Here is a 25363-nt window from a genome sequence, read left to right on the forward strand (position 1 = left end):
ATATACGCCCCGAGGCCCCGCAAGGGGCGACTTCACAACCTATGAGGGACCCCGGCCCATCGGGCCAGGAAGCTGCTTTCCTTGAGAGGGCTTTAATCGCGGGTTCGCTGAGAAAGAGGCAGAGTAATGGCTAAAGTCATCGGTATCGACCTGGGTACCACCAATAGCTGCGTTGCCGTCATGGACGGCACCAACCCCAAGGTGATCGAGAACGCTGAAGGCGCCCGGACCACCCCGTCCATGGTCGCCTTTTCCAAGGATGGCGAGCGTCTCGTCGGCCAGCCGGCCAAGCGCCAGGCCGTCACCAATCCGGAAAATACCCTTTTTGCCGTCAAGCGCCTGATCGGCCGCCGCTACGATGATTCGGTCGTGGCCAAGGACAAGGACCTGGTGCCCTTCAAGATCACCAAGGCCGACAATGGCGATGCCTGGGTGGAAGCCTCGGGCGAGAAATATTCGCCCTCGCAGATTTCCGCCATGGTGCTGCAGAAGATGAAGGAAACCGCCGAGAGCTATCTCGGTGAGACCGTCACGCAGGCCGTCATCACCGTTCCGGCCTATTTCAACGACAGCCAGCGCCAGGCCACCAAGGACGCAGGCAAGATTGCCGGCCTCGAAGTGCTGCGCATCATCAACGAGCCCACCGCAGCGGCGCTCGCCTATGGCCTCGACAAAAAGAATAGCGGCACCATCGCGGTCTATGACCTTGGCGGCGGTACCTTCGACGTGTCGATCCTCGAGATCGGCGATGGCGTGTTCGAAGTGAAATCCACCAATGGCGACACGTTCCTGGGTGGTGAAGACTTCGACATGCGCCTGGTCGACTACCTGGCCGACGAGTTCAAGAAAGAGCAGGGCATCGACCTGCGCTCGGACAAGCTGGCGCTGCAGCGCCTCAAGGAAGCGGCCGAAAAGGCCAAGATCGAACTTTCGAGCTCGACCCAGACCGAAATCAACCTGCCCTTCATCACCGCCGACGCGTCTGGCCCCAAGCACCTGACGCTCAAGCTCAGCCGCTCCAAGCTCGAATCGCTGGTCGATGACCTGATCACCCGCACCATCGAGCCGTGCAAGCAGGCGATGAAGGATGCCGGCGTCTCGGCCAGCCAGATCGACGAAGTCGTGCTGGTCGGCGGCATGAGCCGCATGCCCAAGGTGCAGGAAGCGGTCAAGCAGCTCTTCGGCAAGGAGCCGCACAAGGGCGTCAACCCGGACGAAGTGGTGGCGCTGGGCGCTGCCATTCAGGGCGGCGTGCTGCAGGGCGACGTCAAGGACGTGCTGCTGCTCGACGTAACCCCGCTCTCGCTGGGCATCGAAACGCTGGGTGGCGTGTTCACCCGCCTGATCGATCGCAATACCACCATCCCGACCAAGAAGAGCCAGACCTTCTCGACCGCCGAGGACAATCAGAACGCGGTGACCATCCGCGTCTTCCAGGGCGAGCGCGAAATGGCTGCGGACAACAAGCTCCTGGGCAATTTCGACCTGGCCGGCATTCCGCCCGCGCCGCGTGGCGTGCCGCAGATCGAGGTGACCTTCGACATCGACGCCAACGGCATCGTCAATGTCTCGGCCAAGGACAAGGGCACCGGCAAGGAGCAGCAGATCCGCATCCAGGCCTCGGGTGGTCTTTCGGACGCCGATATCGAGCAGATGGTCAAGGACGCCGAGGCCAATGCCGAGGCGGACAAGAAGAAGCGCGAGGCCGTCGAAGCCAAGAACCAGGGCGAGTCGCTGGTCCACTCGACCGAGAAGTCGCTGGCCGATTATGGCGACAAGGTCTCGGCCGAGGACAAGGCCGCCATCGAAACCGCCATTGCCGATCTCAAATCGGTGCTGGAAGGCGACGATGCCGAAGCCATCAAGGAAAAGACCGCAACCCTGGCAGAAGCCTCGATGAAGCTGGGCGAGGCCATGTACAAGGCCAGCCAGGCCGAAGCTGAAGCCAAGGCCAATGGGACCGATGATGATGGCGATGACGACGTGGTCGACGCCGACTTCGAAGAGGTCAAGGACGGCGACGACGACAAGAAGTCGGCGTAAGGCTGGCTAGACTGAAATGACAAAGCCCCGGTGGAGACGCCGGGGCTTTTGTTTTGGGTCCAAGCAGGATGAGTCCGGTAGTGACGGATGGGGATCGGCCATCCACCAGAATGGACACAGACTTATCCTCGGGTCCAAAACGTGCGTCATAATCCCCCCATCACTCCCGCGCGGACGGACTGCAGCGAACTTTTGCGGGGGGAGCCGGTTGGGTGCTGGGTCGCTCCAGGGCCTGCCTGCTCGTTGGGTCACCTTGCGACGAGCGATCAATAGGGGCCACGACAGCAGGAGAAACCCGGTGTTCCGAGGCGGCGACGTCTCTATTTACTCTAGTTTACTGAGACGCACGCGCCTCGGAACACGTCCACTTCCGCAACCGCGTCGCTGCAAGGCCAGGCGGCAGACGCGCTTGTTTAGAGTTTGCCATGACATGGTCCTCCGCCTGCAAGTGCGTCACAGGCAGGGTCGGCCCTTCGGGACGGCGCGGCGTTTCACGTGAATCCAAGTGCTGTTGATCCACCGGCCCGCCCTTGCTAAGAGGCGCACGCCTGCCCATATGCGGGTTTGAGCGCCGGCCCAGCCGGCCTTTCTTGATTTCAATCCAGCGCGACGACCAGACCGGCGCGACCGACAAAGAGAGTTCAACTTGGCCAAACGCGATTTCTATGAGGTGCTTGGCTGCCAGAAGGGCGCTGATGATGGTGCTCTCAAGAGCGCCTATCGCAAGCTCGCCATGCAGTTTCACCCCGACCGCAATCCGGGCAATGAAGAGGCCGAGCACAAGTTCAAGGAAATCAACGAGGCCTACGACACCCTCAAGGACCCGCAAAAGCGCGCGGCCTATGACCGGTTTGGGCATGCCGCCTTTGAAAATGGCGGCGGGCCGCGTGGTGGTCCGGGCTTCGGGCCGGAATTTGCGTCCTCCATGTCCGACATCTTCGAGGACATCTTCGGCGATTTCATGGGCGGTGGCGCCGGTCGAAGGGGCGGTGGCGGGGCGGCGCGCATGCGCGGCTCGGACCTGCGCTACAATCTCGAGATCACGCTCGAAGAGAGCTTTGAAGGGCGCACCGTCGAGATCGACGTGCCGACCCTGGCCACCTGCGAAACCTGCGACGGGGCCGGGGCCAAGCCGGGCACCGGCACCCATACCTGCCGGCAGTGCAATGGTCATGGCAAGGTGCGGGCCGCCCAGGGCTTTTTCACCATCGAACGCACTTGCCCGGTCTGCCAGGGCCGCGGCCAGATGATGGACCAGCCCTGCACCGATTGCGGTGGCCAGGGCCGGCGGCAGCAGAATCGCAAGCTCAGCGTCGACGTGCCCCAGGGCATCGAAGACGGCACCCGCATCCGCCTGGCCAATGAGGGCGAGGCCGGATTGCGCGGCGGCCCGCCGGGCGATCTGTATATTTTCGTCTCGATCAAGCCGCACCAATTGTTCCAGCGCGACGGCGCCGATCTCTATGCGCGCGTGCCCATCTCGATGACCACTGCCGCTTTGGGTGGCGAGTTCGAGGTGCCCACGCTGGACAATGCCCGCGCCAAGGTGAAAGTGCCGGCTGGCACCCAGCCGGGCCAGCGTGTGCGCCTCAAGGGCAAGGGCATGCCGGTGCTGCGGAGCAAGGATGTCGGCGACCTCTATGTGCAGCTCGACATCGAGACACCGCAAAATCTGAGCCGCAGGCAGCGCGAACTGCTCGAGGAATTTGCCCGTCTCGAAACCGGCGAAACCAGCCCGACATCGGACGGTTTCTTCGACAAGCTCAAGAAAATGTTTGAGGCTTGAGCCCGGCGCTTCGCGCCAAATCACGCCGGTGGCGTGATTTGAGGGCTCAAGGCCACGAGGCCTATGGCCGAGTGGCACGAAGGTGCGGCATGCTCAGCACCTTCTCCGCAGGTCTGAGGGCCACACGCCGTGCATGATATCGTCCTGACCTTTGACGACAATTTCTGGGGCCCGGCCTATGCGACCATGCGCTCGCTCTGCCTGACCAGCACCGACCCCACCGCGCTGCGGTTCCATGTCTTTCACACCGGGCTCAAGCCGGACAATCTGGCGATCATCCAAACCATTGCACGCGACTACGGCGCCGCCCTGCATCTGGCCGACCTCAAGCAGAGCGATATTCTGGGCGCGCGCATTGCCGCCTTCCCACGCATTCGCATGAAGCGGCTCAACCCGATCGTCTATGTGCGCCTGTTCCTGAGCGAACTGCTGCCGGCCGGGACGAAGCGGGCGCTTTATGTCGACGCCGACACCTTTGTGCGCAATCCGATCGAAAAGCTGTTCGCCATCGACATGGAAGGCAAGGTGATTGCCGCCGTGCTGCAGCCGGACCGCATGCATTGCATTGCCGGGCGCGACCTTGCGGCCCGGTCGAGCTTTTCCATGGCCGAGCCCTATTACAATGCCGGGGTGATGCTGATCGATCTCGAGCGCTACGCCCAGGTCGATTTCATCGCCGGCCTCAAGGATCTGCCACCCGGCGAACTTGAGCAGTTCTATTACGACCAGGACATTCTCAACTATGTGCTGAAAGGGCAGTTCCTGGAGCTCGACCCGCGCTGGAACATGCAGAACCCCGAGCCGGCGCACGAGGTGTTCGATCCCCATATCCTGCACTATTCATCCGACAGCCGCCCCTGGTGGCCCTGGGCGCGCGTGGCCTTCAAGCAGACCTATCGGCACCTGATGACCAATGCGCATTACTACCGCTACCAGCGCGAGCAATATTGGCGGCTGGTCCGGCGCCTTTTGAGGTTGGGCTAAAGCTTCGCGCCGAAAAGTGGGTGCCGGTTTTCGGCAGAACGCGATGCGACAACAAAAAACTTAGGGCCGGCGAACCGATTTCGTCCGTTTGCGCGCGGCTCTAGGGCAGGCGGCGCTCGGCGGCCTGCAGCTCGCCGACGAGATCGGCAATGGCGGTTTCCGCTGCCGCCTCGATATCCTCCAGCGCCGTTCCATAGGGCACTTCCAGGCCCAACCGCTTGGATGGATCATCGGCCCAGACAAAGGACACAAAGCTCTTTTTCTGCGCGATGTCGTGGCTGAGATGGGTGATGGTCATCGTCTTGGCCATGGCGGCTGTCCTCATGGTCTGGCGGGGACGGGCGGGCCGATGGCGGCCGCGCCCGGAGACTATAGCGATTATTCGGACGGGAACTGGGCCATGTCCATATAGACATATTCCCAGACATGGCCGTCTAAATCGGCAATGGCGCGCGAATACATGAAGCCATAATCATCCGGATCGCGCTGCTCGGTGCCGCCCGCCTTGAGCGCGGCCGCGGCAATGGCATCCACGGCCTCACGGCTGTCACGCGACAGGGCATAGAGCGCGCCGATCTCATTGTTGAAATCGGGGATCGGTTTCTTGGAAAAACCCTGGAATTTCTCGTAGGTCAGCAGCATCACATAGATGGTGTCCGAGATCACGATCGAGGCCGCGGTCTCGTCGGTGAACTGCGGATTGTGCTCGAAACCGAGCGCCTTGTAATAGGCCATGGCGGCGGCGAGGTCGCGAACCGGCACGTTGACGAAAATCGAGGTGGTCATAAGCGGTCTCCTTGAAATGTGCTCCAGGCCCGACAATCGCGCCTATACCAAGCTATTTCCTTGCACCGACGAACTGGTCACGTCACTTTCGACATTCTTGATTATTCCGGAGGCAATATGAAGACGGCGCTTACCCTGTCCGGGTCAATCCGCAAGGGGTCCTATAACCGCATTCTGCAACAGCATATGGGCCGCAAGCTTACCCAGGCCGGGGTTGCGGTGACCGAAATCAGCCTGGCTGATTTCGACATGCCGATCTTCAATGAAGACCTTGAGCCCGACCACGTGCCCGAGGCGGCGGTGAAACTGGCCGAGATGTGGCGCAGCCACGACATCGTGTTCATCGCAAGCCCCGAATATAATGGCGGAGTGCCGCCGCTTTTGGTCAACACCATCACCTGGCTGTCGCGCCAGAAGCCGAGCGTGTTTCGCCATGCCGTGTTCGGCATTGGCGGGGTCTCATCGGGAAAGTATGGCACCATATGGTCCTTGAGCCATCTGCGCGACAGCCTGACCAAGGTGGGCACGCTGATCGTGCCGACGCTGCTTGGCATCGGCCCGGCCGAGACCGCATTCGACGAGAATGGCGACCCGGTGGAACCGGCGATCATCCGCAAGGTTGACCAGATGGTCACCGAACTGACCCATTTCAGCCGGGGATAGAATTGCGCGCGCTCTACCTCACCCACCCACAGGTCCGGATCGATGCGGCTATCCCGGTACCGCTCTGGGGCCTGTCGGATCTGGGCCGGGCGCGGGTCGAGGCCTTTGTGACGCGCGGCGTGGTGCCCGAAGGGGCGATCATCTTTTCGAGCCGCGAAACCAAGGCGCTGCAAATGGCCGAGCTGATCGCGGCAGCGGCCGGCACACCGGTGCTGGCCGATCACCAGATGGGCGAGAATGACCGCTCCGCCACCGGCTTCCTGCCACCGGCCCTGTTCGAGGAAACGGCGGACCGTTTTTTCGCCTTTCCCCAGCAGAGCATCGAGGGCTGGGAGCGCGCCATTGACGCCCAGGCGCGTATCGTCTCGACCATTCGGACCGCTTGTGCTGCTGTGTCCGCCGATGGTGTGGCGGTGTTTTGCGGCCATGGTGCGGTCGGCACCCTGCTCAAATGCCGGCTGGGCAATCGCCGCATTTCGCGCGAGGAAGACCAGGGCCATATCGGCGCGCCCGGCGGTGGCAATGGCTTTGTCTTCGACCTTGCCGCCAAGCAATTGCTGACCGACTGGACACCGATGGAAGAAATCACGCCGGACTGGTTTGCGTGATGAAGCCTACCGACCGGTCCAGTCCTCCAGCCCGAACAGCTCCAGCGCATCGTTGAGCGCCGGGGTCAGCCGGTCCAGCCGCTCGTTCTCTCCCACGACGTCGCGCAGCCGCATCGGGCCGGCCATTGGCACGGCGGCGACCAGCGCGGCCCCCGCTTCGCTCAGGAACACATTGCGGGCCCGCCGGTCCTCGGGATTGGTGCGCACCAGGCACAGCCCCTTGCGGCGCAGATCGTCAATCGCCTGGCCAAGCGTGGCGGGATGAGCCAAGAGCGCCTTGCGCAGGGCCGCCAGCGGAATATGGGGGCGTTCGGAGACGATATGCAGCACCGCCAATTGCAGCGTGGTGATCTTGTGGTCGCGCTTGAGCGCGGCTTCAAAAGTCTTGAGCGCGGTATCGAGCCGCATCCAGGCTACCATGGCCGCCAATGCTTGTTGCTGCATGAGAAAATCCGGAAAACACGAGCAGAAAGCGGCTTGATATGATGCCATAGCATTGCCCTGCAAGCCTGTTATGGTGCCATAGCATCAAGAGAAGGCTTGCTCTGGGTCCGCTCCTGTGCGAGGCGAAGGGCAAATCACAAATCGGGAGAAAGACCATGTCTGGCCAGTTGATCGTGGGTCTCGACGTGTCTTCACGCGCGCGCGCCGAAGAGATCGTTTCGCTGCTCGGCGACAGCGTCGATTTCTACAAGATCGGCTATCAGTGCTTTTATGGCGCCGATGGCTACAATCTGGGCAAGGCCCTGCTCGCGGCCGGCAAGAAGGTGTTCTTCGATCTCAAACTGCTCGATATCGACAATACGGTCGAAAAGGGCGTGGCGGCCATTGCCGAAACCGGCGCCACCATGCTGACCGTGCACGCCTATCCCAAGGCCATGCGCGCCGCCCAGAAGGGCGCGGAGGGCTCGGGCCTTTGCGTGCTCGGCGTCACCGTCCTCACCTCGATGGACGACAATGATGTCAAGGACGCCGGCTATGCCCGCGATGCGGCCGGGCTCGTCGCCCTGCGCGCCCAGCAGGCCCGCGAGGCGGGCATTGGCGGCGTGGTCGCTTCGGCCCATGAGGCCGAAATGGTCCGCACCATTGTGGGCAGCAAAATGGCCATCGTCACCCCTGGCATCCGCCCCGCCGGCTCCGAGCCCGGCGACCAGAAACGCACCACGACCCCCGCCGACGCCCTCGGCGCCGGCGCCAGCCATCTGGTCGTTGCCCGCCCGATCATCGCTGCACCCGACCCGGCCGCAGCGGCGCGGGCGATCCTGGCGGAGATGGACGGGAAACGGGTAAGCGTGGCTTAGAGGCCAGGCCGGTTACGGCCCGGCCCGGCGCGCATAGCGCCCCGGGCGTTCCTCCCTTCAATCGCGCCACTGGCGCAAATGCTCGCCTATCGGCGAACGGTCGTTACCCCGCCAGCCCATGCCTCTGGCTCAGCTCTTCGAGATCGAGCTGGGGGCGGGCGCCGATATGGGTGATGACTTCGGAGGCGGCCAGGCACCCGGTCTTGAGCGCTGCGTCCATGGTCTGGCCGCGCGCCAGGCCGAGCAGGAACCCGGAGGCAAACAGATCGCCGGCGCCGGTGGCGTCCACCACCTTGTCGACCGGGAAGGCGGGGACCGAAACCACTTCGCCGTTGAACACGGCCATGGCGCCCTCGGCACCCATGGTGATGGCGGCGACTTCAGCATCCTTGGCGATTTCGCGCACCGCTTCGCCCAGATCATCGGTTTGATAGAGCGATTTGATCTCATTCACATTGGCAAAGACATAGTCGATGGTCTTGGAGCGGATCAGGTCGAGAAATTCGGCGCGGTAGCGATCGACGCAGAACGGGTCCGACAGGGTGAAAGCCGCAGCGCGTTCGTTCTTGTGGGCATAATGCGCGGCCAGCACGAAGGCCTTCTTGGCTTCCACCGGATCCCACAGGAACCCTTCCATATAGGTGATCGCCGCGCCGCCGATTTCATCGGGATGGATATCGCGCTCGGTCAGTTCGTGGCAGGCGCCCAGATAGGTATTCATGGTCCGCTCGCCATCAGGCGACACGAAGATCATCGAGCGGGCGGTCAGCGCGCCGTTCTTGAGGCGCGAGGTGTTGTAGTGCACGCCGATTTCGGTGAGATCGGCTTCGAATACATCGCCCAGCGGATCATCGGCCACCTTGCCGACAAAGGCAGCGCGCCCGCCTAGCGAGGCGACGCCGGCGGCGGTGTTGGCAGCCGAGCCGCCCGAAATCTGTTCGCGGCCCAGCGGCATCTTGGCATAGAGGTCTTCGGCCCGATCAGTATCGATCAGGTGCATGATGCCCTCTTTCATGCCCTCGCGCTCGATGAAGCCGGGCTCCACCGGGGCGATGATATCTACAATCGCGTTGCCGATGGTCAGCACGTCGAAGCGGGTCTGGGTCATGTGCGGGCGTGTCCGGCGTTGGGGAAAAGGCCGTGGGCCGGTTTAGAGCATGATGGCGACCGGGGCAATTGTTTTGGCCGCTGTGCTCCGGGGCGGGCCCGTGCTGCAACGACCAGCCGGACGCCACCCTAAAGCGAGGAAATAATCTCTTCCACCAGCGCCTCGGTATCTTCACCCGAGCGTATGGCGATTTGCCCGTCGAGCAGCAATACGGCCAGGCCATGCACTTTGGCCCAGGCCGCCAGCGCGCGTATCCGGCCCTTGTCGAGATCGCCGCCCACCAGATGGCGCAGCGTATCAAAGGCCGCATCGGCCGCCATGCGCAGGCCAGGCCGGCTATCCTTTTTCAATTGCGGCGAGAACATCAGGCGGAACAGGTTCGCGTTCTGCAGCGCAAAGACCACATAGGTCTTGCCCATGGCCGCCATGGGGTCATCCGGCCCGCTCGCCGCCACCGCCTCCATGCGCGCGGCAAAGCGCTGGAATCCGGTTACTGCCAGGGCTTCGAGCAGGGCAGCGCGACTGTCGAAATGCCGATAGGGGGCTGCCGGCGAGACCCCCACCGCCCGCGCCAGATCGCGCAGGCCCAGCCCGGCCTCGCCCTGCTGTTCGAGAATGACCAGCGCCGCCTCAAGCAGGGCCTGGCGCAGATTGCCGTGATGATAGGGACTGTTGGTAGATGTTGACATTGATCACATAGTAAAGCAGATATGTATGCACTGATTACATAGAATGGGGCAAAGCGCAAATGCTCGACCTGATCCTGGCCTCGGCCCACCACCTGGCCGTCTTCGCCTTGGTGGCCTTGTTTGCCGCTGAATTCGCGTTGGTGCGCCCCGGCCTGTCGGGGCCACGCCTCAAACAATTGACCCGCATCGACGCGGCTTATGGCGCAGTTGCCGGTCTTGTCATTATCGTGGGCATTATCCGCGTCATCTTCGGTGCGGTGGGCTATGAATACTACATCGGCAACCACGCCTTCTGGGGCAAGATGGCGGCCTTCGTCATAATGGGACTGCTGACGATCCCGCCGACGCTGGCCTTCCGTCGCTGGGCCAGGGCGGGCGCCGACCACGCCGACTATGCTCCGCCGGCCAGCGAAATTTCGGCAAATCGCCGCTTCATCCATTTGCAGGCTGGCGTGCTGCTGCTGATCCCGATCTTTGCCGCCGCCATGGCCCGGGGCTATGGAGGGTGACCCTTTTGACCTCTCGCTCCGGGGGAGAGGTCAAAATCAGCAGTGCGGGTGAGGGCGCCTATCGCCCAACCGGCAGCGGGGTCTTGGGCTCGAACCGGCACCACTCCGCAATCGGGCAGCGCCAGCATTCGGGCTTTCTGGCCTTGCAGATATAGCGGCCATGCAGGATCAGCCAGTGATGCGCGTGCAGCATGAAGCGCTCGGGCACCTGCCGGGTCAGCGCCTTTTCGACATCGAGCGGGGTCTTGCCCGGCGCCAGACCCGTGCGATTGCTGACCCGGAACAGGTGCGTGTCGACCGCAATGGTGGGCTGCTTGAAATAGATATTGAGCACCACATTGGCGGTCTTGCGTCCGACCCCGGGCAGAGCCTCGAGGGCTGCGCGGTCCGGCGGCACCTCGCCACCATGTTTTTCGATCAGGATCTGGGAAAGCGCGAAGACATTCTTGGCCTTGCCGCGATAGAGCCCGATGGTCTTGATCAGTTCGGTGATCTGCTCGACCCCCAGCGCCACCATGGCCGCCGGCGTGGGGGCCAGCTCGAACAAGCGCTTGGTGGCCTTGTTGACCCCCACATCGGTGGCCTGGGCCGATAGCACCACAGCCACCAGGAGGGTGAAGGCATTGAGGTAATCGAGTTCGCCCTTGGGTTCGGGCTCGATCTCATGGAAACGGGCGAAAATCGCCTCGGCATCGGCCCGGCCCAGTTTCTTCACTTTTTTGGCAGTCGCCATTCTCTCGGCCTCATTTCTCTGCCAGTATTTCGGCCAAGAGGATCTGCGATGCAAGTCACCACGACCACCCCACTGTTTGCGGCAACCCTGCGACCGGACCGGTCGCTGCGCATGGCTGGCGGCTGGCTGGCCCTGGTGCTGGCCACGATTGTGGCAGCCCCGTTTCTGCTCGCCTTGCCCGAATTTGTCGTACCAGGCCTGTCGGCCTTTGCCATCGGCACCGCTTGTCTGGCGGCCATGAGCGTGCGGCAGGCGCGGCAACGCCACGTCAGCCAGCAGGTTACGCTCTGGGCCGACCAGATCGAAATCACCACGACCCGGCCAGGCGTGGAAAAGACGCTTGAGCGCTTCGACCCGGCAGAGGCACGTTTGCGCCTTGAGCGCGACGGCTTCGAGCGCACCACCGGTATCTATCTGCGCGCCGCGGACCGTGAAATCGTGCTCGGGCCTTTTCTCTCCACCGCCGACAAGTCGAGCTTTGCCAAGGCCTTCGGCGCGGCCCTGCGCAAGGCGCGCCGCGCCCGCTAGCAGGGTCTCGTTGCGGTCAAATCCGGGTCGTGCTGCCCCCCATCAAGCGCTATGACCATCCGGAGTTTTCCAGTGAAAGACCCGGACATGAACCAGCATCTGACGCTGACGCCGGACAGCGATTACGACACCATCCGCGCCGCCATCCGCTATCTGAGCGAGAACGGTCCAGATACCACCGACCTTGATCGCTTCGCCCGCGCGCTCGGCCTCACCGAGCGGCAATTGACCGATCTGTTCCGGCGCTGGTGCGGCCTGTCCCCCAAGAGCTTTGCCCAGGCCGTGGCGCTCGACCACGCCAAGAGTCTTTTGCGCGACAAGGCCAGCGTGCTCGACGCCACCTATGAGGTTGGCCTGTCATCCACCTCGCGCCTGCATGATCTGTTCGTCACCTATGAGGCCATGCCGCCCGGCGTGTTCCGCGCCGGCGGTGCCGGTATCGACATGATCTGGGGCGTGGCCCCGTCGCCCTTTGGCCTGGCCGTGGTCACCGCCACCGATTACGGCATTTCCGGGCTCGGCTTTGCCGATGCGCAAACCAGCGTCGATGACGCCTTTGCCGATCTGGCCAATCGCTGGCCCAAGGCACGCTTCCGGCGCGACGATCAGCGCATTGCCGCGCTGGTTGCCGGCATATTCGAACCTACGCGGTGGTCACCTGATCGGCCAGTGCGCGTCGTGCTGATCGGCACCGATTTCGAGGTCAAGGTCTGGGAGACGCTGCTCAAGATACCCTGTGGACAGGCGACGACCTATTCGGATGTGGCCCGGACCATCGGCCGGCCCAGCGCCTCACGCGCGGTCGGGGCGGCGGTGGGCAAGAACCCGATCAGCTTCGTCGTGCCCTGCCACCGCGTGGTGGGCAGTTCGGGCGCGCTGACCGGCTACCACTGGGGCGTGCCGCGCAAGCGGGCGATCCTGGGCTGGGAAGCTGGTGTGATCTCGGCGGCGCACTAGCCGCCTGTCGCCGCCGGCACTGCCCTGCATGCCATCGGTATCACCGCGTTAGCCCGCGCCGTTCGAGCATAGCTCTCATGGCCTGCGGCTCCTGCCATTCGAGCGTAGCTCTCATGGCCTGCGGCTCCTGCCATTCGAGCATAGCTCTCATGGCCTGCGGCTCCTGCCATTCGAGCATAGCTCTCATGGCCTTCTCGCCTCAAATCTCCCCACTGGGGAGATTTGCCCTGACGGGACGGCTCGAAGTTTCACGTGAATCGAAAGGTTGGGGAACTTCCGGCATGCTGGGGCTTTGCCCCCTTGTTCACAAAGCAAGGACAGCATGACGGACCTCACCCGCGCCATTCTGATCGGCATCCTGGCCATTGTCACGCTGATGATCGCCTGGCAGCTATCCGCGATCCTGCTGCTGGTCTTTGCCGGCATGCTTGTGGCCGCCCTGCTCGATGCCGCCGTCCGGCCGCTCGACAAACTCGTGCCGCTGCCGCGCGCGCTGATCGTCGTTCTGGTTACGCTGCTGATTGCCAGTCTGACCGCCGCTGGCCTGTCCTGGGGCGGGATCAGTCTGTGGCAGGGCTTCGACGAGCTCTGGTCGATGATCAGCAAACGGGCCACCGAGCTCTATGAGCGTTTCGGCGAGGATCTGGGTGACCAGCTCTCGAGCGAGGGCAATTCACTCATGCAGGACCTCCTGCCCAACCCTGCGGACCTGTTCAGCCAGGCCGGGTCCATTTTTGGGCTGACCCTGGGCGTGCTCGGCAATATCGTGATTATCGGCTTTCTCGGCCTGTTCTTCGCGATCAACCCGGCGGGCTACCGCGATGGCGTGCTGGTGCTGATACCAGCACGCCATCGCCTGCGCTGGAAAGACGCGTTCGACCACACCGGGCAAACGCTGCGGGGTTGGCTGGTCACGCAACTGGCGGTGATGATTCTGATCGGGTGCCTGGTCTTCACGCTGCTGACGCTGCTGGGCTCGCCAGATGCCCTGTTGCTCGGCCTGCTGGCCGGCTTTCTCAATTTCATCCCCTATCTCGGGCCGGTCATTTCCGCCGTGCCGGTGCTATTGACCCTGGCCGGCCAGGACATGACTGCCCTCTGGATCGGTGCGCTGGGTTTGCTGCTGATCCAGAATATCGAGGGCTATGTCATCACGCCGCTGCTGCAGCAGCGCATCATCGAGTTACCGCCGGCCTGGTCCCTGACCATCATGGCGGTGATGGGCGTACTGTTCGGCCCCATGGGCGTGGCCCTGGCCACACCCCTTTTCGCCGTCAGCCGTACATTGACCCAGAAGCTCTATATCGAACCCCGAGATGCGGGCGAAACCGGGCAGGGCACAATCCCTAGAGCGTGACCCGCTCCACCAGCTTGCCGTCCGGGCCGATCTTGTAGATCGTCGGTTCACCCGTGCCGATTTCGCGAGCGAGGATTTCGTCCGGCGTCAGTCCTTCAATGGCCATTACCAGCGCACGCAGCGAATTGCCATGGGCGGCCACCAGCACGGTCTTGCCCGATTTGAGCAGCGGCAGGATTTCGGCCTCGTAGTAGGGCAGGGTGCGTGCAGCGGTGTCCTTGAGCGATTCGCCGCCCGGCGGGGGCACGTCGAACGAGCGGCGCCAGATATGGACCTGCTCCTCGCCCCATTTCTCGCGCGCATCGTCCTTGTTCAGGCCCGCCAGATCGCCATAGTCGCGCTCGTTAAGCGCAATATTGCGAGTGATGGTGACGTTCTGGATGCCCATCTCCTCGAGCATCAGGTCCAGCGTGTGCTGCGCCCGGCGCAGGGCGGAAGTGTAGTAGAAGTCCGGTTCGATGCCGGCCGCTTTGAGGCCCTTGCCGGTCGCGCGGGCTTCATCGATCCCCTTTTCGGTCAGGCCCGGATTGCGCCAGCCGGTAAAGAGGTTCTTGAGGTTCCATTCGCTCTGGCCATGACGCACCAGGATCAGTGTTCCGCTCATGTTTTTTTGGTCCCTTGTATTTATGTTTCGTGGAAGGCCCTGCACACAGGGCGCAAAAAACTCAGTCGGCAAGGCCGAGGACGTCGGCCATGGAATACAGCCCCGGCTGCTGCCCGGCGGCCCAGAGCGCCGCTTTCACTGCGCCATTGGCATAGATGGTGCGGTCCTGCGCCCGGTGGTTGAGTTCGATGCGCTCGGACTGCCCGGCCAGGATCACCATGTGATCGCCAATGACATTGCCGCCGCGCAGCGTGGCAAAGCCGATCGTGCCGGCTTCACGCGGTCCGGTATGGCCGTCGCGCACACGCACCGAATGATCTTTCAGACTAATATTGCGGCCCCGCGCCGCGGCCTCGCCCAGCATCAGGGCTGTGCCCGAGGGGGCATCGACCTTTTTGTTGTGGTGCATTTCGAGCACTTCGACATCATAGTCACTGAGTGCCCTTGCGGCCTTTTCGACCAGCACGGTCAGCGCCACCATGCCGGGGGAAAAATTACCCGACTTGACGATCCGCGCCCCGGCGGCGCCCGCTGCAGCGATCGCAGCATCGTCGGTTTCGGTGCAGCCCGTCGTGCCGATGATGTGGATCAAGCCGTGTGCTGCCGCCTGTTGGGCCAGCGCCACGCTGGCGGCCGGCGCGGTAAAATCGATAATGGCATCGGCCTGGTCAAGAAGTGCCGCAGCGTCATCGCTGACCGGCACGCCCAGCGCATCAAGGCCGGCAAGCGTTCCGGCGTCCTTGCCGATAGCGGCCGAGCCGGACCGGTCCAGCGCGCCGACCAGCTCCACCCCGTCATGGGCGGCGACGGCGGCAATATTGGCAATGCCCATGCGCCCACCGGCTCCGGCCACGATAATGCGCAATCTGGTCATGCCAAGAACTCCCTGCAATTGTCTTGCCCTATAGCAGCGCGTTGCCGCCCCGCCAACCGGGATGCCCGGAACCATCTGCCTGTGCTAGGATTCGGTAAAAGCAAGAAGAGAAAGTGGACCTGTCCATGAGCCTCACCAATGTGCTGGCCGGAATTGCTGTCGAAGATCTCGGGCATTCCCTGGTCTGGTATGAATATCTGTTCGGCCGCCCAGCCGACGCGCGCACCATGGTCGATGTGGCCGAATGGAAACTGCCCGGCGGCGGCTGGGTGCATGTGATGACCGATGAGGACCGGGCCGGAGCCAGCGTCTGCATGCTGATCGTGGATGACATTGCCGACGAGCTGGCGCGGCTCGAATTGCATGGCATCAAGCCGGTGGCCAAGGCGATCGGGGATTTCTTCAAGACCGCCAAGCTGCGCGATCCGGATGGAAACCTGATCATCCTGAGCCAACCCCAACACGGGACGTATTAAGCGCTCGCTGTCGATATGGCCCAAAGCCCTTCGTTGTACCGGTATAGAACTGCAAACGAGGGAACAGAATGACGCAGGACATCACCGTCAATGTTAGCATCGATGTGCCATCGCTCGATGCAGGCTTGGCCTTCTATCAAGTCGTGTTCGGGTTCGAGGAGGTCGCGCGGCCCTTTGCCACGATGGCCGTGCTCAATGCGGGCAATGTCAGCATGTGTATCCACGGCAAGGCCGAGGGCACCGAAAGCTCACCCACAAAAGGCGAGACCCGGCGTTACGCGCGGCACTGGACTCCGGTCCATCTCGACTTCCATGTCGAACGCCTGATGCCGATGGTCCAAAAGATCAAAGAGGCCGGCGGGCAGATCGAGCAATTGCTGCTTGATATGGGCCCAAGGCCGGTGGCCTTTTGTGCCGATCCCTTCGGAAACGGGTTTTGCGTGATCGCCAAGAGCCAATAGCAACGACGCGCTAAAGCCGCTTGAGCTTGACCTCCTCGACCCGGTGGTCCTTGCCCTTTTTGAGGATCAGATCGGCGCGGCCACGCGTCGGCAGCACGTTTTCGAGCAGATTGGGCAGGTTGATCGTCTCCCACACATTGCGACCGAACGCACCCGCCTCCTCCTCGCTCATTTCCGAGAATTTCCGGAAAAACGAGGTTGGATCGCGGAAGGCGGTTTCGCGCAGACGGAAGAAGCGGGTGAGGTACCAATCGCGCAGATCATTTACATCGGCGTCGATATAGATCGAGAAATCGATAAAGTCCGAGGCGAACAGGATCGGCTTGCCGTCGCGCGGCAATTCGCCGGGCTGGAGAATATTGAGCCCCTCGACAATCAGAATATCGGGGCGCTCGATGATCACCTCTTCGCCCGGCACCACGTCATAGACCAGGTGCGAATAGACCGGCACCGAGACCTTGGCCTTGCCCGATTTGATGTCGCCCAGAAAATTGACGAAGCGGGCCCGGTCATAGCTTTCCGGAAAGCCCTTGCGCTGCATCAGTCCGCGCGCTTCGAGCACCTTGTTGGGATAGAGGAACCCGTCGGTGGTCACCAGGTCGACCTTGGGGCTCGACGGCCAGCGGCTGAGCAAAGCGCGCAAGATGCGCGAGGTGGTCGACTTGCCCACCGCCACCGAGCCGGCCACGCCGATGATGAAGGGCACCTTGTCGCCCGGCGTGTTGAGAAAGCGCGAGGAGACATCGTGCAGGCCCTGGATCGCCTCGACATAATAGGCGAGCAGGCGGGAGAGCGGCAGATAGATTTCTTCGGCCTCGGCCAGCGAGATGGGGTCGGTCAGGGCGCGCAGCCGATCGATGTCGTCGGCATTCAGGGTCATGGGCTGGCCGTTGCGCAGATCGCTCCACTGGTCCTTGGTGAAGCTGCGATAGGGGTCGAGCCCCGGGAGACGCTTGGCCATCAGGTATTGTCCTTGCGGGCGGCCTTTTCGGCCAGGCCCGACTGGGCGGTGCGGCTGTCGAGTTCGGCCATCACTTCGGACAGCGGCACGCCTTCGGCCTTGAGCACCACCAGCAGATGATAGAGCAGATCGGCGCTTTCCTTGACCAGCTCGGCGCGATCATGGGTGACCGCGGCAATCACCGCCTCGGTGGCTTCCTCGCCCAGCTTCTGGGCGGCCTTGTTGGTGCCGCGGGCAATCAGCTTGGCGGTGTAGCTGTCTTCCGGCGAGGCAGCGGCGCGTTGGGCAATGCGCGCTTCGAGGTCTTCAAGGGTCATGTCGGGCTGGTCTCCTCAGTGCGGACCATTGGCGGAAATCGGACCGCCTGCAATTGAACTTAAGCCGCGCTGTCGAGGCGCATCGCGATGCCATGCTCGGCCATGTAGCGCTTGGCCTCGGGGATGGTGAAGGTGCCGAAGTGAAAGATCGAGGCGGCCAGCACGGCGCTGGCATGGCCTTGCTTGACCCCATCGACCAGGTGCTGCAGCGTCCCGACGCCGCCCGAGGCGATCACCGGCACTTCGACGCTGTCGGCAATGGACCGGGTCAGTTCGAGATCGAAACCGGACTTGGTGCCGTCCCGGTCCATCGAGGTCACCAGCAATTCGCCGGCGCCGCGCTCGACCATGCGAGCAGCAAATTCGACCGCGTCGATGCCGGTCGGCTTGCGCCCGCCATGGGTATGGATCTCCCATTCGGACCGGTTGTCACCACCCGCGCGCTGGCCCAGCCGCTGCTTGGCATCGACCGAAACCACAATGCACTGATTGCCGAACTTGTCGGCGGCCCGCGCGATGAAATCGGGATCGTTCACGGCCGCGGAATTGATCGCCACCTTGTCGGCCCCGGCCAGGAGCAGCTTGCGGATATCCTCGATGCTCCGAACGCCGCCACCCACCGTCACCGGCATGAAGCAATGCTCTGCGGTGCGCGCCACCACGTCGAAAATCGTGTCGCGGCCTTCATGGCTCGCGGTGATGTCGAGAAAGGTCAGCTCGTCCGCCCCGGCCGCGTCATAAGCCATGGCGGCTTCCACCGGATCGCCGGCATCGATCAGATCGACAAAATTGACACCCTTCACCACGCGGCCGCCGGCCACATCGAGGCAGGGGATGATACGTGTCTTGAGGGTCACCGGCGGCATCCTTTTTCGTTTTGCGCGTCCTGGCTGCGCTGCGGGCGTCGCGGGCCGGCCACGTCGAGACAGGGAATGATACGGGTCTTGAGGCTCATGGTGTCGAACCCTTCTGCATCCGCCCCCAGGCGATGCGATGGATGATGAGTGTGGCCAGCCAGACGATCAGTGCACCCCCGCCCAGCGGCAGGGTGGCCAGGGCGAACAGGCCCAGCACAAAGAAGAAGCTGATGACCCCGCCAAATTCGAAATCCCCAATCATGCAGGGATGCATGTCGTGCTCGGTCAGGGTGCAGCCATTGACCTCGGCCAGCAGGCCGGAAAACAGAGCAGAAAAGATGGGGGCCAGGGCGAACAGAACGATCACGCCAAACAGCAGCCAGTAGACCCGCCAGGGAAAGTTTACCGGCTGTTCCGTGCTCATGCCGCCCTCAACTTCGCCAATGCTTCACGTGAATCAATGCGCCCGTCATAGAGCGCCCGGCCGGAAATGGCGCCTTCAAGCACCTGATAGTCGGGATGCGTCATGCGCTCGATATCGTCCATCGAGGCAAGACCGCCCGAAGCGATGACCGGGACCGAGGTTGCCCGCGCCAGCTCAAGCGTGGAGTCCCAATTGATCCCGGCCAGGACGCCGTCGCGATCAATATCGGTGTAGATAATCGCGGCTACACCAGCGCCCTCGAAGCGCCTGGCCAGTTCGATCACCGAAAGCTCGGAGGTCTCGGCCCAGCCCTCGACGGCCACCATGCCCTTACGCGCATCAATGCCGACGGCGACCTGGCCGGGCCATTTTTGGGCCGCCTCTTTCACCAGCGCCGGATCGCGCACCGCGACGGTGCCGAGAATGACCCGGCTGAGACCCTTGTCGAGCCAGGCTTCAATATGCCCCAGATTGCGGATGCCGCCACCGAGCTGGACGGGAAAATTCACCGTCTTGAGGATGGCTTCGACCGCCGCGCCATTGACGCTCTCGCCGGCAAAGGCGCCGTTGAGATCGACCACGTGCAGATATTCAAAGCCCTGGTCCTCAAAGCTCTTGGCCTGCGCGGCCGGATCGTCGTTGAAGACCGTGGCTTCGTTCATGTCGCCAAGTTTCAGGCGCACGCACTGGCCGTCCTTGAGGTCGATGGCGGGGAAGAGGATCATGGTGTCCATCCCAGGAAATTCTCGATCAGTTTCAAACCCAGCGCCTGGCTTTTTTCCGGGTGGAACTGGGTGCCGAATATATTGTCGCGGCCAACGCAGGCGGTCAGCGCCCCGCCATAATCGGTGGTGGCGATCAGCGTTTCGGCGCGGTCGGTCTTGAGGTGATAGGAATGGACGAAATAGGCGTGCAGCCCATTGGGGCCCGTTTCGATCCCGTCGAGCAGCGCATGCGGGCGCGTCACCGTGATGGTGTTCCAGCCCATATGGGGGATCTTGAGGGTCGGGTCGGCGGGCGTGATTTTTTCCACCGCGCCGGGAATCCAGCCCAGGCCCTGGGTCACCGTCTTTTCCCGGCCCTCACTGGCCAGCAATTGCATGCCGACGCAGACGCCCAGAAATGGCACACCGCCCTTGATGACGCGCTCTTCCAACACCTCGACCATGCCGGTGACGGCATCGAGACCTGCCTTGCAATCGGCAAAGGCGCCAACGCCGGGCAGCATGATGCGATCGGCCAGCCGCACGATTTGCGGATCAGAGGTCACGTTGATCACATCGCCCTGGCCCCGCTCGGCAGCCACACGCTCAAAGGCTTTGGCGGCCGAGTGCAGATTGCCCGCGCCATAATCGATGATGGCGATTGTGCTCATGGATTGTTCTCCAGGCTGGCGACCCGCGCCAGATCAGCATCCGTGGCATAGCGATAGCCGGCGGCAGCATAGCCGCGCCGCTTGAGCGCCCGCTGTTGCGCGCCCGGCGCAGCAAAGCCGCAGGCGATGGCGAGCAGGATATAAAGCCAGATTACCGCATCGGCGCCGATATAGGGGGCGGCGAAAACCAGCGCCACGATCCACAGTACGAACAGCACAAGCTGTCCCCAGAGCCGATGGGCCAGTGCATGCACGGGCGGCAGCAGCGCGGCATACCAGGAGAATTTCTCGGGCACCGCCTGGGGCAGGGCACCGGTATCGGATCTGAGAATGGCGTAGAGGGTCACGGGACACTCCAAGGGCAAGATGGGGTCCCCTTAGTGCAAAATGCGCAGAGGGGGAAGGGCGGTGACGGTCGTCCTCACCCTTCGCGGCACCTCAGGAGGAGGACTACCGAGAATGCTGATCGTTCGAAGCCCTCATGGTGAGACGCTTTGCGTAGCAAAGCCTCGAGCCACGCGGACGGCTTTCACCAAAGCTAAAGCACGCCCTTGGTGCTGGGCACCCGGTCGGCTGTGCGCGGATCGATCTCGACCGCCTCGCGCAGGGCGCGCGCCACCCCCTTGAACATCGACTCGGCCAGATGGTGGTTGTTATCGAAGTAGAAATTCTCGACATGCAGCGTGATCCCGGCATTGATCGCCAGCGCCTGGAAAAACTCGCGGAACAGTTCGGTGTCGATCTCGCCGATCTTGTTCTGGCTGAATTCCGCCTTGAACACCAGGAAAGCGCGGCCGGACACATCCAGCGCCGCGCGGGTCAGCGTGCCGTCCATGGGCAGGTCACAGCTCGCATAGCGGCGTATACCCTTCTTATCGCCAAGGGCCTCTTTGACCGCCTGGCCCAGCGCAATGCCGACATCTTCGACCGTGTGGTGGAAGTCGATATGCAGATCGCCCTTGCAGCTCACATCCATGTCGATCAGCGAATGGCGGCTGAGCTGGTCCAGCATGTGATCGAAAAAGCCGATGCCGGTCTGCATCCGGTGCGCACCGGTGCCATCGAGATTGATCGAGACGGCGATCTCGGTCTCGTTGGTCTTGCGGGCGATCATTGCGGTACGCATCGGCTAGGGTCTCCGGTCATTCGGGGCTTGACTAGCAGATAGGCAGGTTCGCGTGAAGATTGGGTTAGCCCGCCACTTATCCCCGCGCCCAAAACCTGCCGCATACTCCCACCCATTGCTCTCGCGTCAGCGCGGCCGTGCCGGACAGCCTTCCAAGTTACCCTCTATCGAGAAACTTCGCAGACGGTTCGCGCAGCGAAGGCGCGGCTCCGGTGGAGCCGGGCCAGTCCAGAAGGCCTTGAGCGCTATGCGCGAATGGCAAGCGTTCCCGAGGCGGCTTTCGTCTCAGTTTTTTAGTTTCAGGGACGATATGCCGTCTCGGGACACCGCTCTGTCTTGATATCCGCAGGTCCAGGGACCGTGCGGCGCTTGGGCACGTCTGTTGCAATCTGGGTTCGCACCCCTAAATATCAGCCAACAGTTCGGAGTATCTTTTCCAATGAGTGACAATAATTTTCCCGGCTGGCACGGCACGACCATCGTTTCGGTCCGCAAGGGCAACAAGGTGGTGGTGGCCGGCGACGGCCAGGTCTCGATGGGCCAGACGGTGATGAAGCACAGCGCCAAGAAGGTGCGGCGGCTGGCCGATGGCAAGGTGATCGGCGGTTTTGCCGGCTCCACCGCGGATGCCTTCACCCTGTTCGAGCGGCTCGAAACCAAGCTCGAGCAATATCCCGACCAGTTGATGCGCGCCGCCGTGGAACTGGCCAAGGATTGGCGCACCGACCGCTATCTGCGCAAGCTCGAAGCCATGATGATCGTAGCCGACAAGACCGATACGCTGGTACTGACCGGGACGGGTGATGTGCTGACCCCCGATCACGGCGTCATCGCCATTGGCTCGGGCGGCAATTACGCGCACTCGGCGGCGCTTGCCCTGCATCAGGCCACAGAGCTTGATGCCGAGGATATCGCCCGCCGCGCCATGAAGATCGCCGAGGAAATCTGCGTCTATACCAATGGCAATGTGACGGTCGAAACCATCGAGCTCGACGCGTGAGCTTTGTTGTTAAGCGTCTGGGCATGGAGGATGCGGCGGCCTATCGCGCCATCCGCCACGAGGCGCTGGCCAACCATCCCGAGGCTTTTGTCTCGACGGCCGAGGGCTTTGCGCAAAAGTCCGATGCTGAAATCGTTCAGACGCTGGAAACACTGACAATCTTCGGCGCCGTCCTGCCCGATGGCCGTCTGGGCGGCATCAATGCCTTCTTGCGCAATGAGGGCGCCAAGGAGCAGCATCGCGGCTGGATGATTCAGGTCTATGTGCGGCCCGAACATCGCGGTTCGGGCATGGCGCAGGCCCTGGTCGAGCATCTGGTGGATCATGCACGGCACCATGTGCTGCAGATTCATCTCGGCGTCTGGTCTGAGAACATTCCGGCCATCAAGCTCTACAAGCGGCTGGGCTTTGAAACCTATGGCACCGAGCCCCGCTATCTCTTCGTGAACGGTCGATTTATCGACGAACACCTGATGGTGCGCTTCCTGGACAAGGCACCGATCGAAAGTGACCCAAAATGAGTGAAACCAACTTCTCCCCGCGCGAGATCGTCTCCGAGCTTGACCGTCATATTGTCGGCCAGGCCGATGCCAAGCGTGCCGTTGCCGTTGCCTTGCGCAATCGCTGGCGCCGGCAGCAGCTTTCGCCCGATCTCAGGCGCGAGGTGACGCCCAAGAATATTCTGATGATCGGGCCGACCGGCGTGGGCAAGACCGAGATTTCGCGCCGTCTTGCCCGGTTGGCCCAGGCTCCCTTCGTCAAGGTGGAGGCCACCAAGTTCACCGAGGTCGGCTATGTCGGCCGCGATGTCGAGCAGATTGTTCGCGACCTTGTCGAGGCGGGCATCACTGTCCTCAGGGATCGGCGCCGCCGCGATGTGCAGGCCCAGGCCCACCACAATGCCGAAGAGCGCGTGCTCGATGCGCTGGTCGGCACCTCGGCTACGCCGTCCACGCGCGAAAGCTTCCGCGCCAAGCTGCGCGGCAATGAGCTCGACGACAAGGAAATCGAGATCGAGATGCAGCCCTCGGCCAGCAGCGGCGGATTCGAAATCCCCGGCATGCCCAATGGCGGCATCGGCATGATCAACCTTTCCGACATGTTCAAGCAGGCCATGGGCGGGCGCGGGGTCAAGCGCAAGATCAAGGTCCAGGATGCCTATGAGCCGCTGGTGGCCGAGGAGGCTGACAAACTGCTCGACCAGGATCAGCTCAAGGCCGAGGCTATCGAGCTGGTGGAGAACCACGGCATTGTCTTTATCGACGAGATCGACAAGGTCGCCCACCGCGAAGGCGGCGCACAGGGCGGGCCGTCCCGCGAAGGTGTGCAGCGCGATCTGCTGCCGCTGATCGAAGGCACCACCGTTGCCACAAAATATGGGCCGGTCCAGACCGACCATATCTTGTTCATTGCCTCGGGCGCTTTCCACGTCTCCAAGCCCAGTGACCTGCTGCCCGAACTGCAGGGCCGCCTGCCGATCCGGGTGGAACTGAAGGCGCTCACGCGTGAGGACTTCATTGGCATTCTCTCGGACACCGAGGCGAGCCTGATCAAGCAATATGTGGCGCTGATGGGCACTGAAGGGGTGACGCTCAGCATCACCAAGGACGCCATCGAGGCGATTGCCGATGCGGCCGTGCTGGTCAATTCCTCGGTTGAGAATATCGGTGCGCGGCGCCTGCAGACGGTCATGGAGCGGCTGGTGGAGGAAATCTCCTTTGACGCGCCGGACAAGTCCGGGGAGACGGTCACCATCGACGCCGCCTTTGTCCGCGACAAGGTCGGCGCCCTGGCTGGCGATACGGATCTGAGCAAGTTCGTGTTGTAGCGGCCACGAACTCGATCACCCTTCTCCCCTTGCGGGAGAAGGGAAAAGGTCGGCCTACCGCTTCCTGTTGGCCCGCTTGACCACTTCATCGCGCAGGAATTTCAAATCCTCGGCCTCCAGCCGGCTGATATCATCGCGCAGACGATTGGTCAGTTCGGTCGCCTCTGGCGCCAGGCCCCCGGTATTGATCGTCACCTTGGGGTCGGAAATCTCGGCCAGGCGCTGGAGTTCCTCGGCCTCGTCCCAGATAACGTTGAAGAAGGCGATGATGCGGTGGAGCAGGAAGGATGTGGGCTGGCCACGCTTGCCGTGTTCCAGCGCCGAAAGATAGGCGCTTGAGACGTTGAGGGCCGCCGCCATTTCCTTGAGCGAAATGCCGCGGGCTTCGCGCATGGCCCGCAATTTGGCGCCCAGCGGCGTCATTGGCGCCGCAGGCGCACATACCACGCCCCCTCTCCGCCATGACCGCGCGCGGCGACACTCCAGCCGGATACCAGATGCGACAGGCCTGGTTCGCTCAGCCAGATGGGCAGCATGGTACGCAAAATGCCGCGCTCGGTCATGGCCGCGATATAGTCATTGTCGGTCTTTGCGCCCTTGCCGGTGATGACCAAGATGGTCCGGTCCCCCCGTGCCGCCCGCGCCCCGATATAGCGCCGCAGCACCTCGCGGGCTTCAGTCTGGGTCATACCGTGCAGATCGATCTTGCCATCGATCTCAATGCGTCCGCGCCGCACCTTCTTGTGGATGGCCGGGTCGACGGCCCGTTCGGCCGCCGGCGTGCCGGAGGCGGGCGCCTGATAGGGCGGCAGAAACGGCTTGGCGGGTTTGCGCGGTCCGGGCGGCGCCTTGACGACCGGCTCGGGATCAGCTTCAGGCACCGGCAAGGGACCGGCTCCCATTTTCAACAGGCCCTTGCGCCGCAGCGGCTCGACCGTGGCGGCCACGGTGGTCCAGAGATGAAAGTCATGCGGCAGGCGCCTGGAGCCGCGTTTGGACATGGTTCAG

Annotated in this window: 33 protein-coding genes; 15 read left to right on the top strand and 18 right to left on the bottom strand. The window is 62.9% G+C overall.

Features of this window, described 5'->3' with window-relative positions; all coding sequences use genetic code 11:
- Window positions 1–126: 126 nt before the first annotated feature.
- From dnaK to DDE76_RS11685, 3 genes are all read left to right on the top strand, one after another.
- Window positions 127–2043 (top strand): molecular chaperone DnaK, encoded by a 1917-nt coding sequence (gene dnaK / locus DDE76_RS11675; protein WP_104892665.1) that lies wholly within the window; start codon window positions 127–129, stop codon window positions 2041–2043.
- 646 nt (window positions 2044–2689) lie between these two features.
- Window positions 2690–3829 (top strand): molecular chaperone DnaJ, encoded by a 1140-nt coding sequence (gene dnaJ / locus DDE76_RS11680; RefSeq protein ID WP_104892666.1) that lies wholly within the window; start codon window positions 2690–2692, stop codon window positions 3827–3829.
- Window positions 3830–3958: 129 nt separating this feature from the next.
- Window positions 3959–4813 carry a glycosyltransferase family 8 protein gene (locus DDE76_RS11685; protein ID WP_104892667.1) on the top strand — a complete coding sequence of 285 codons (855 nt, stop codon included), beginning with the start codon at window positions 3959–3961 and terminating at the stop codon, window positions 4811–4813.
- Between the two features lie 100 nt (window positions 4814–4913).
- Here the strand turns inward: DDE76_RS11685 and DDE76_RS11690 are convergent, their stop codons facing one another.
- A complete protein-coding gene (locus DDE76_RS11690; RefSeq protein ID WP_104892668.1) occupies window positions 4914–5123 on the bottom strand; it encodes a hypothetical protein in 210 nt (69 codons plus the stop codon).
- Window positions 5124–5191: 68 nt separating this feature from the next.
- Complete coding sequence (locus DDE76_RS11695) at window positions 5192–5599, bottom strand: VOC family protein (protein WP_104892669.1); 408 nt, start codon at window positions 5597–5599, stop codon at window positions 5192–5194.
- 117 nt (window positions 5600–5716) lie between these two features.
- Here DDE76_RS11695 and DDE76_RS11700 point away from each other — a divergent pair, with 117 nt between their 5' ends.
- Complete coding sequence (locus tag DDE76_RS11700) at window positions 5717–6262, top strand: NADPH-dependent FMN reductase (RefSeq protein ID WP_104892670.1); 546 nt, start codon at window positions 5717–5719, stop codon at window positions 6260–6262.
- A gap of 2 nt (window positions 6263–6264) precedes the next feature.
- Window positions 6265–6870 (top strand): histidine phosphatase family protein, encoded by a 606-nt coding sequence (locus tag DDE76_RS11705; RefSeq protein WP_104892671.1) that lies wholly within the window; start codon window positions 6265–6267, stop codon window positions 6868–6870.
- Window positions 6871–6876: 6 nt separating this feature from the next.
- On the opposite strand, the gene DDE76_RS11710 is transcribed toward DDE76_RS11705, so the two are convergent.
- The gene (locus DDE76_RS11710) at window positions 6877–7314 is read right to left on the bottom strand and encodes a MarR family transcriptional regulator (protein WP_157955771.1); all 438 of its coding nucleotides are present in this window, start codon (window positions 7312–7314) and stop codon (window positions 6877–6879) included.
- 155 nt (window positions 7315–7469) lie between these two features.
- Between DDE76_RS11710 and pyrF the strand changes: the two genes are divergently transcribed.
- The gene (gene pyrF / locus DDE76_RS11715) at window positions 7470–8171 is read left to right on the top strand and encodes an orotidine-5'-phosphate decarboxylase (protein WP_104892673.1); all 702 of its coding nucleotides are present in this window, start codon (window positions 7470–7472) and stop codon (window positions 8169–8171) included.
- Window positions 8172–8274: 103 nt separating this feature from the next.
- Here pyrF and DDE76_RS11720 read toward each other — a convergent pair whose 3' ends face one another.
- Together DDE76_RS11720 and DDE76_RS11725 are read right to left on the bottom strand one after the other, a co-directional pair.
- A complete protein-coding gene (locus DDE76_RS11720) occupies window positions 8275–9279 on the bottom strand; it encodes an adenosine kinase (protein WP_104892674.1) in 1005 nt (334 codons plus the stop codon).
- 128 nt (window positions 9280–9407) lie between these two features.
- Window positions 9408–9968 (bottom strand): TetR/AcrR family transcriptional regulator, encoded by a 561-nt coding sequence (locus DDE76_RS11725; RefSeq protein ID WP_104892675.1) that lies wholly within the window; start codon window positions 9966–9968, stop codon window positions 9408–9410.
- Between the two features lie 59 nt (window positions 9969–10027).
- Between DDE76_RS11725 and DDE76_RS11730 the strand changes: the two genes are divergently transcribed.
- Window positions 10028–10477, top strand: coding sequence for a DUF2214 family protein (locus DDE76_RS11730; protein ID WP_104892676.1), 450 nt, complete (start codon window positions 10028–10030; stop codon window positions 10475–10477).
- A gap of 58 nt (window positions 10478–10535) precedes the next feature.
- Here the strand turns inward: DDE76_RS11730 and nth are convergent, their stop codons facing one another.
- On the bottom strand, window positions 10536–11210 hold the full coding sequence (nth, locus tag DDE76_RS11735) for an endonuclease III (protein ID WP_104892677.1): 675 nt from the start codon (window positions 11208–11210) through the stop codon (window positions 10536–10538).
- 48 nt (window positions 11211–11258) lie between these two features.
- Between nth and DDE76_RS11740 the strand changes: the two genes are divergently transcribed.
- The 3 genes from DDE76_RS11740 (at window position 11259) to DDE76_RS11750 (ending at window position 14052) form a co-directional block, all read left to right on the top strand.
- Window positions 11259–11738, top strand: a complete 480-nt coding sequence (locus DDE76_RS11740) for a DUF2244 domain-containing protein (protein WP_157955772.1) — start codon at window positions 11259–11261, stop codon at window positions 11736–11738.
- An 87-nt stretch (window positions 11739–11825) separates the two neighbouring features.
- Window positions 11826–12695: a methylated-DNA--[protein]-cysteine S-methyltransferase gene (locus DDE76_RS11745; protein WP_104892678.1), complete on the top strand. Its 870-nt coding sequence runs from the start codon at window positions 11826–11828 to the stop codon at window positions 12693–12695.
- A 322-nt stretch (window positions 12696–13017) separates the two neighbouring features.
- Window positions 13018–14052, top strand: coding sequence for an AI-2E family transporter (locus DDE76_RS11750; protein WP_104892679.1), 1035 nt, complete (start codon window positions 13018–13020; stop codon window positions 14050–14052).
- Here the strand turns inward: DDE76_RS11750 and DDE76_RS11755 are convergent.
- Both DDE76_RS11755 and dapB read right to left on the bottom strand, forming a co-directional pair.
- Window positions 14042–14656, bottom strand: coding sequence for a 2,3-bisphosphoglycerate-dependent phosphoglycerate mutase (locus DDE76_RS11755; RefSeq protein ID WP_104892680.1), 615 nt, complete (start codon window positions 14654–14656; stop codon window positions 14042–14044). The genes DDE76_RS11750 and DDE76_RS11755 overlap by 11 nt on opposite strands.
- A gap of 61 nt (window positions 14657–14717) precedes the next feature.
- Window positions 14718–15530, bottom strand: a complete 813-nt coding sequence (dapB, locus tag DDE76_RS11760) for a 4-hydroxy-tetrahydrodipicolinate reductase (protein ID WP_104892681.1) — start codon at window positions 15528–15530, stop codon at window positions 14718–14720.
- Window positions 15531–15655: 125 nt separating this feature from the next.
- Between dapB and DDE76_RS11765 the strand changes: the two genes are divergently transcribed.
- Window positions 15656–16006, top strand: coding sequence for a VOC family protein (locus DDE76_RS11765; protein WP_104892682.1), 351 nt, complete (start codon window positions 15656–15658; stop codon window positions 16004–16006).
- 68 nt (window positions 16007–16074) lie between these two features.
- Window positions 16075–16467, top strand: a complete 393-nt coding sequence (locus tag DDE76_RS11770) for a VOC family protein (RefSeq protein ID WP_198650901.1) — start codon at window positions 16075–16077, stop codon at window positions 16465–16467.
- Window positions 16468–16477: 10 nt separating this feature from the next.
- On the opposite strand, the gene coaA is transcribed toward DDE76_RS11770, so the two are convergent.
- The 8 genes from coaA to hisB all read right to left on the bottom strand — a co-directional run bounded on the left by coaA (window position 16478) and on the right by hisB (window position 21527).
- A complete protein-coding gene (gene coaA / locus DDE76_RS11775) occupies window positions 16478–17428 on the bottom strand; it encodes a type I pantothenate kinase (protein ID WP_104892683.1) in 951 nt (316 codons plus the stop codon).
- On the bottom strand, window positions 17428–17745 hold the full coding sequence (locus DDE76_RS11780) for a phosphoribosyl-ATP diphosphatase (protein ID WP_104892684.1): 318 nt from the start codon (window positions 17743–17745) through the stop codon (window positions 17428–17430). The genes coaA and DDE76_RS11780 overlap by 1 nt, the downstream gene beginning before the upstream one ends.
- A gap of 59 nt (window positions 17746–17804) precedes the next feature.
- A complete protein-coding gene (hisF, locus tag DDE76_RS11785) occupies window positions 17805–18602 on the bottom strand; it encodes an imidazole glycerol phosphate synthase subunit HisF (protein WP_104894832.1) in 798 nt (265 codons plus the stop codon).
- 94 nt (window positions 18603–18696) lie between these two features.
- Window positions 18697–19026, bottom strand: a complete 330-nt coding sequence (locus tag DDE76_RS11790; protein ID WP_104892685.1) for a hypothetical protein — start codon at window positions 19024–19026, stop codon at window positions 18697–18699.
- Window positions 19023–19751: a 1-(5-phosphoribosyl)-5-[(5-phosphoribosylamino)methylideneamino]imidazole-4-carboxamide isomerase gene (gene hisA, locus DDE76_RS11795; protein WP_104894833.1), complete on the bottom strand. Its 729-nt coding sequence runs from the start codon at window positions 19749–19751 to the stop codon at window positions 19023–19025. The genes DDE76_RS11790 and hisA overlap by 4 nt, the downstream gene beginning before the upstream one ends.
- Window positions 19748–20401 carry an imidazole glycerol phosphate synthase subunit HisH gene (gene hisH / locus DDE76_RS11800; protein ID WP_104892686.1) on the bottom strand — a complete coding sequence of 218 codons (654 nt, stop codon included), beginning with the start codon at window positions 20399–20401 and terminating at the stop codon, window positions 19748–19750. The genes hisA and hisH overlap by 4 nt, the downstream gene beginning before the upstream one ends.
- Window positions 20398–20748 (bottom strand): DUF2628 domain-containing protein, encoded by a 351-nt coding sequence (locus DDE76_RS11805; protein ID WP_104892687.1) that lies wholly within the window; start codon window positions 20746–20748, stop codon window positions 20398–20400. The genes hisH and DDE76_RS11805 overlap by 4 nt, the downstream gene beginning before the upstream one ends.
- Before the next feature lie 191 nt (window positions 20749–20939).
- The gene (gene hisB / locus DDE76_RS11810) at window positions 20940–21527 is read right to left on the bottom strand and encodes an imidazoleglycerol-phosphate dehydratase HisB (protein ID WP_104892688.1); all 588 of its coding nucleotides are present in this window, start codon (window positions 21525–21527) and stop codon (window positions 20940–20942) included.
- Between the two features lie 439 nt (window positions 21528–21966).
- Between hisB and hslV the strand changes: the two genes are divergently transcribed.
- The 3 genes from hslV to hslU are packed head-to-tail and all read left to right on the top strand — an operon-like array spanning window position 21967 to window position 24355.
- A complete protein-coding gene (gene hslV / locus DDE76_RS11815) occupies window positions 21967–22527 on the top strand; it encodes an ATP-dependent protease subunit HslV (RefSeq protein ID WP_104892689.1) in 561 nt (186 codons plus the stop codon).
- Window positions 22524–23048, top strand: a complete 525-nt coding sequence (locus DDE76_RS11820; RefSeq protein ID WP_157955773.1) for a GNAT family N-acetyltransferase — start codon at window positions 22524–22526, stop codon at window positions 23046–23048. The genes hslV and DDE76_RS11820 overlap by 4 nt, the downstream gene beginning before the upstream one ends.
- Window positions 23045–24355, top strand: a complete 1311-nt coding sequence (hslU, locus tag DDE76_RS11825) for an ATP-dependent protease ATPase subunit HslU (RefSeq protein WP_104892691.1) — start codon at window positions 23045–23047, stop codon at window positions 24353–24355. The genes DDE76_RS11820 and hslU overlap by 4 nt, the downstream gene beginning before the upstream one ends.
- Window positions 24356–24409: 54 nt before the next feature.
- On the opposite strand, the gene DDE76_RS11830 is transcribed toward hslU, so the two are convergent.
- Window positions 24410–24778: a helix-turn-helix domain-containing protein gene (locus tag DDE76_RS11830; protein ID WP_104892692.1), complete on the bottom strand. Its 369-nt coding sequence runs from the start codon at window positions 24776–24778 to the stop codon at window positions 24410–24412.
- On the bottom strand, window positions 24775–25356 hold the full coding sequence (locus DDE76_RS11835; protein ID WP_104892693.1) for a Smr/MutS family protein: 582 nt from the start codon (window positions 25354–25356) through the stop codon (window positions 24775–24777). Before DDE76_RS11835 ends, DDE76_RS11830 begins: the two co-directional genes overlap by 4 nt.
- Window positions 25357–25363 lie beyond the last annotated feature (7 nt).

It is taken from the genome of Devosia indica (genome assembly GCF_003056405.1).
Taxonomy (GTDB): domain Bacteria; phylum Pseudomonadota; class Alphaproteobacteria; order Rhizobiales; family Devosiaceae; genus Devosia; species Devosia indica.

Coding starts and splice junctions, on each gene's coding strand:
- dnaK (WP_104892665.1), top strand. CDS start 127: ATGGCTAAAGTCATCGGTATCGACCTGGGTACCACCAATAGCTGCGTT.
- DDE76_RS11690 (WP_104892668.1), bottom strand. CDS start 5,123: ATGGCCAAGACGATGACCATCACCCATCTCAGCCACGACATCGCGCAG.
- DDE76_RS11695 (WP_104892669.1), bottom strand. CDS start 5,599: ATGACCACCTCGATTTTCGTCAACGTGCCGGTTCGCGACCTCGCCGCC.
- DDE76_RS11700 (WP_104892670.1), top strand. CDS start 5,717: ATGAAGACGGCGCTTACCCTGTCCGGGTCAATCCGCAAGGGGTCCTAT.
- DDE76_RS11710 (WP_157955771.1), bottom strand. CDS start 7,314: ATGCAGCAACAAGCATTGGCGGCCATGGTAGCCTGGATGCGGCTCGAT.
- pyrF (WP_104892673.1), top strand. CDS start 7,470: ATGTCTGGCCAGTTGATCGTGGGTCTCGACGTGTCTTCACGCGCGCGC.
- DDE76_RS11720 (WP_104892674.1), bottom strand. CDS start 9,279: ATGACCCAGACCCGCTTCGACGTGCTGACCATCGGCAACGCGATTGTA.
- DDE76_RS11725 (WP_104892675.1), bottom strand. CDS start 9,968: ATGTCAACATCTACCAACAGTCCCTATCATCACGGCAATCTGCGCCAG.
- DDE76_RS11730 (WP_104892676.1), top strand. CDS start 10,028: ATGCTCGACCTGATCCTGGCCTCGGCCCACCACCTGGCCGTCTTCGCC.
- nth (WP_104892677.1), bottom strand. CDS start 11,210: ATGGCGACTGCCAAAAAAGTGAAGAAACTGGGCCGGGCCGATGCCGAG.
- DDE76_RS11740 (WP_157955772.1), top strand. CDS start 11,259: ATGCAAGTCACCACGACCACCCCACTGTTTGCGGCAACCCTGCGACCG.
- DDE76_RS11745 (WP_104892678.1), top strand. CDS start 11,826: ATGAACCAGCATCTGACGCTGACGCCGGACAGCGATTACGACACCATC.
- DDE76_RS11750 (WP_104892679.1), top strand. CDS start 13,018: ATGACGGACCTCACCCGCGCCATTCTGATCGGCATCCTGGCCATTGTC.
- DDE76_RS11755 (WP_104892680.1), bottom strand. CDS start 14,656: ATGAGCGGAACACTGATCCTGGTGCGTCATGGCCAGAGCGAATGGAAC.
- dapB (WP_104892681.1), bottom strand. CDS start 15,530: ATGACCAGATTGCGCATTATCGTGGCCGGAGCCGGTGGGCGCATGGGC.
- DDE76_RS11765 (WP_104892682.1), top strand. CDS start 15,656: ATGAGCCTCACCAATGTGCTGGCCGGAATTGCTGTCGAAGATCTCGGG.
- DDE76_RS11770 (WP_198650901.1), top strand. CDS start 16,075: ATGACGCAGGACATCACCGTCAATGTTAGCATCGATGTGCCATCGCTC.
- coaA (WP_104892683.1), bottom strand. CDS start 17,428: ATGGCCAAGCGTCTCCCGGGGCTCGACCCCTATCGCAGCTTCACCAAG.
- DDE76_RS11780 (WP_104892684.1), bottom strand. CDS start 17,745: ATGACCCTTGAAGACCTCGAAGCGCGCATTGCCCAACGCGCCGCTGCC.
- DDE76_RS11790 (WP_104892685.1), bottom strand. CDS start 19,026: ATGAGCACGGAACAGCCGGTAAACTTTCCCTGGCGGGTCTACTGGCTG.
- hisA (WP_104894833.1), bottom strand. CDS start 19,751: ATGATCCTCTTCCCCGCCATCGACCTCAAGGACGGCCAGTGCGTGCGC.
- hisH (WP_104892686.1), bottom strand. CDS start 20,401: ATGAGCACAATCGCCATCATCGATTATGGCGCGGGCAATCTGCACTCG.
- hisB (WP_104892688.1), bottom strand. CDS start 21,527: ATGCGTACCGCAATGATCGCCCGCAAGACCAACGAGACCGAGATCGCC.
- hslV (WP_104892689.1), top strand. CDS start 21,967: ATGAGTGACAATAATTTTCCCGGCTGGCACGGCACGACCATCGTTTCG.
- hslU (WP_104892691.1), top strand. CDS start 23,045: ATGAGTGAAACCAACTTCTCCCCGCGCGAGATCGTCTCCGAGCTTGAC.
- DDE76_RS11830 (WP_104892692.1), bottom strand. CDS start 24,778: ATGACGCCGCTGGGCGCCAAATTGCGGGCCATGCGCGAAGCCCGCGGC.
- DDE76_RS11835 (WP_104892693.1), bottom strand. CDS start 25,356: ATGTCCAAACGCGGCTCCAGGCGCCTGCCGCATGACTTTCATCTCTGG.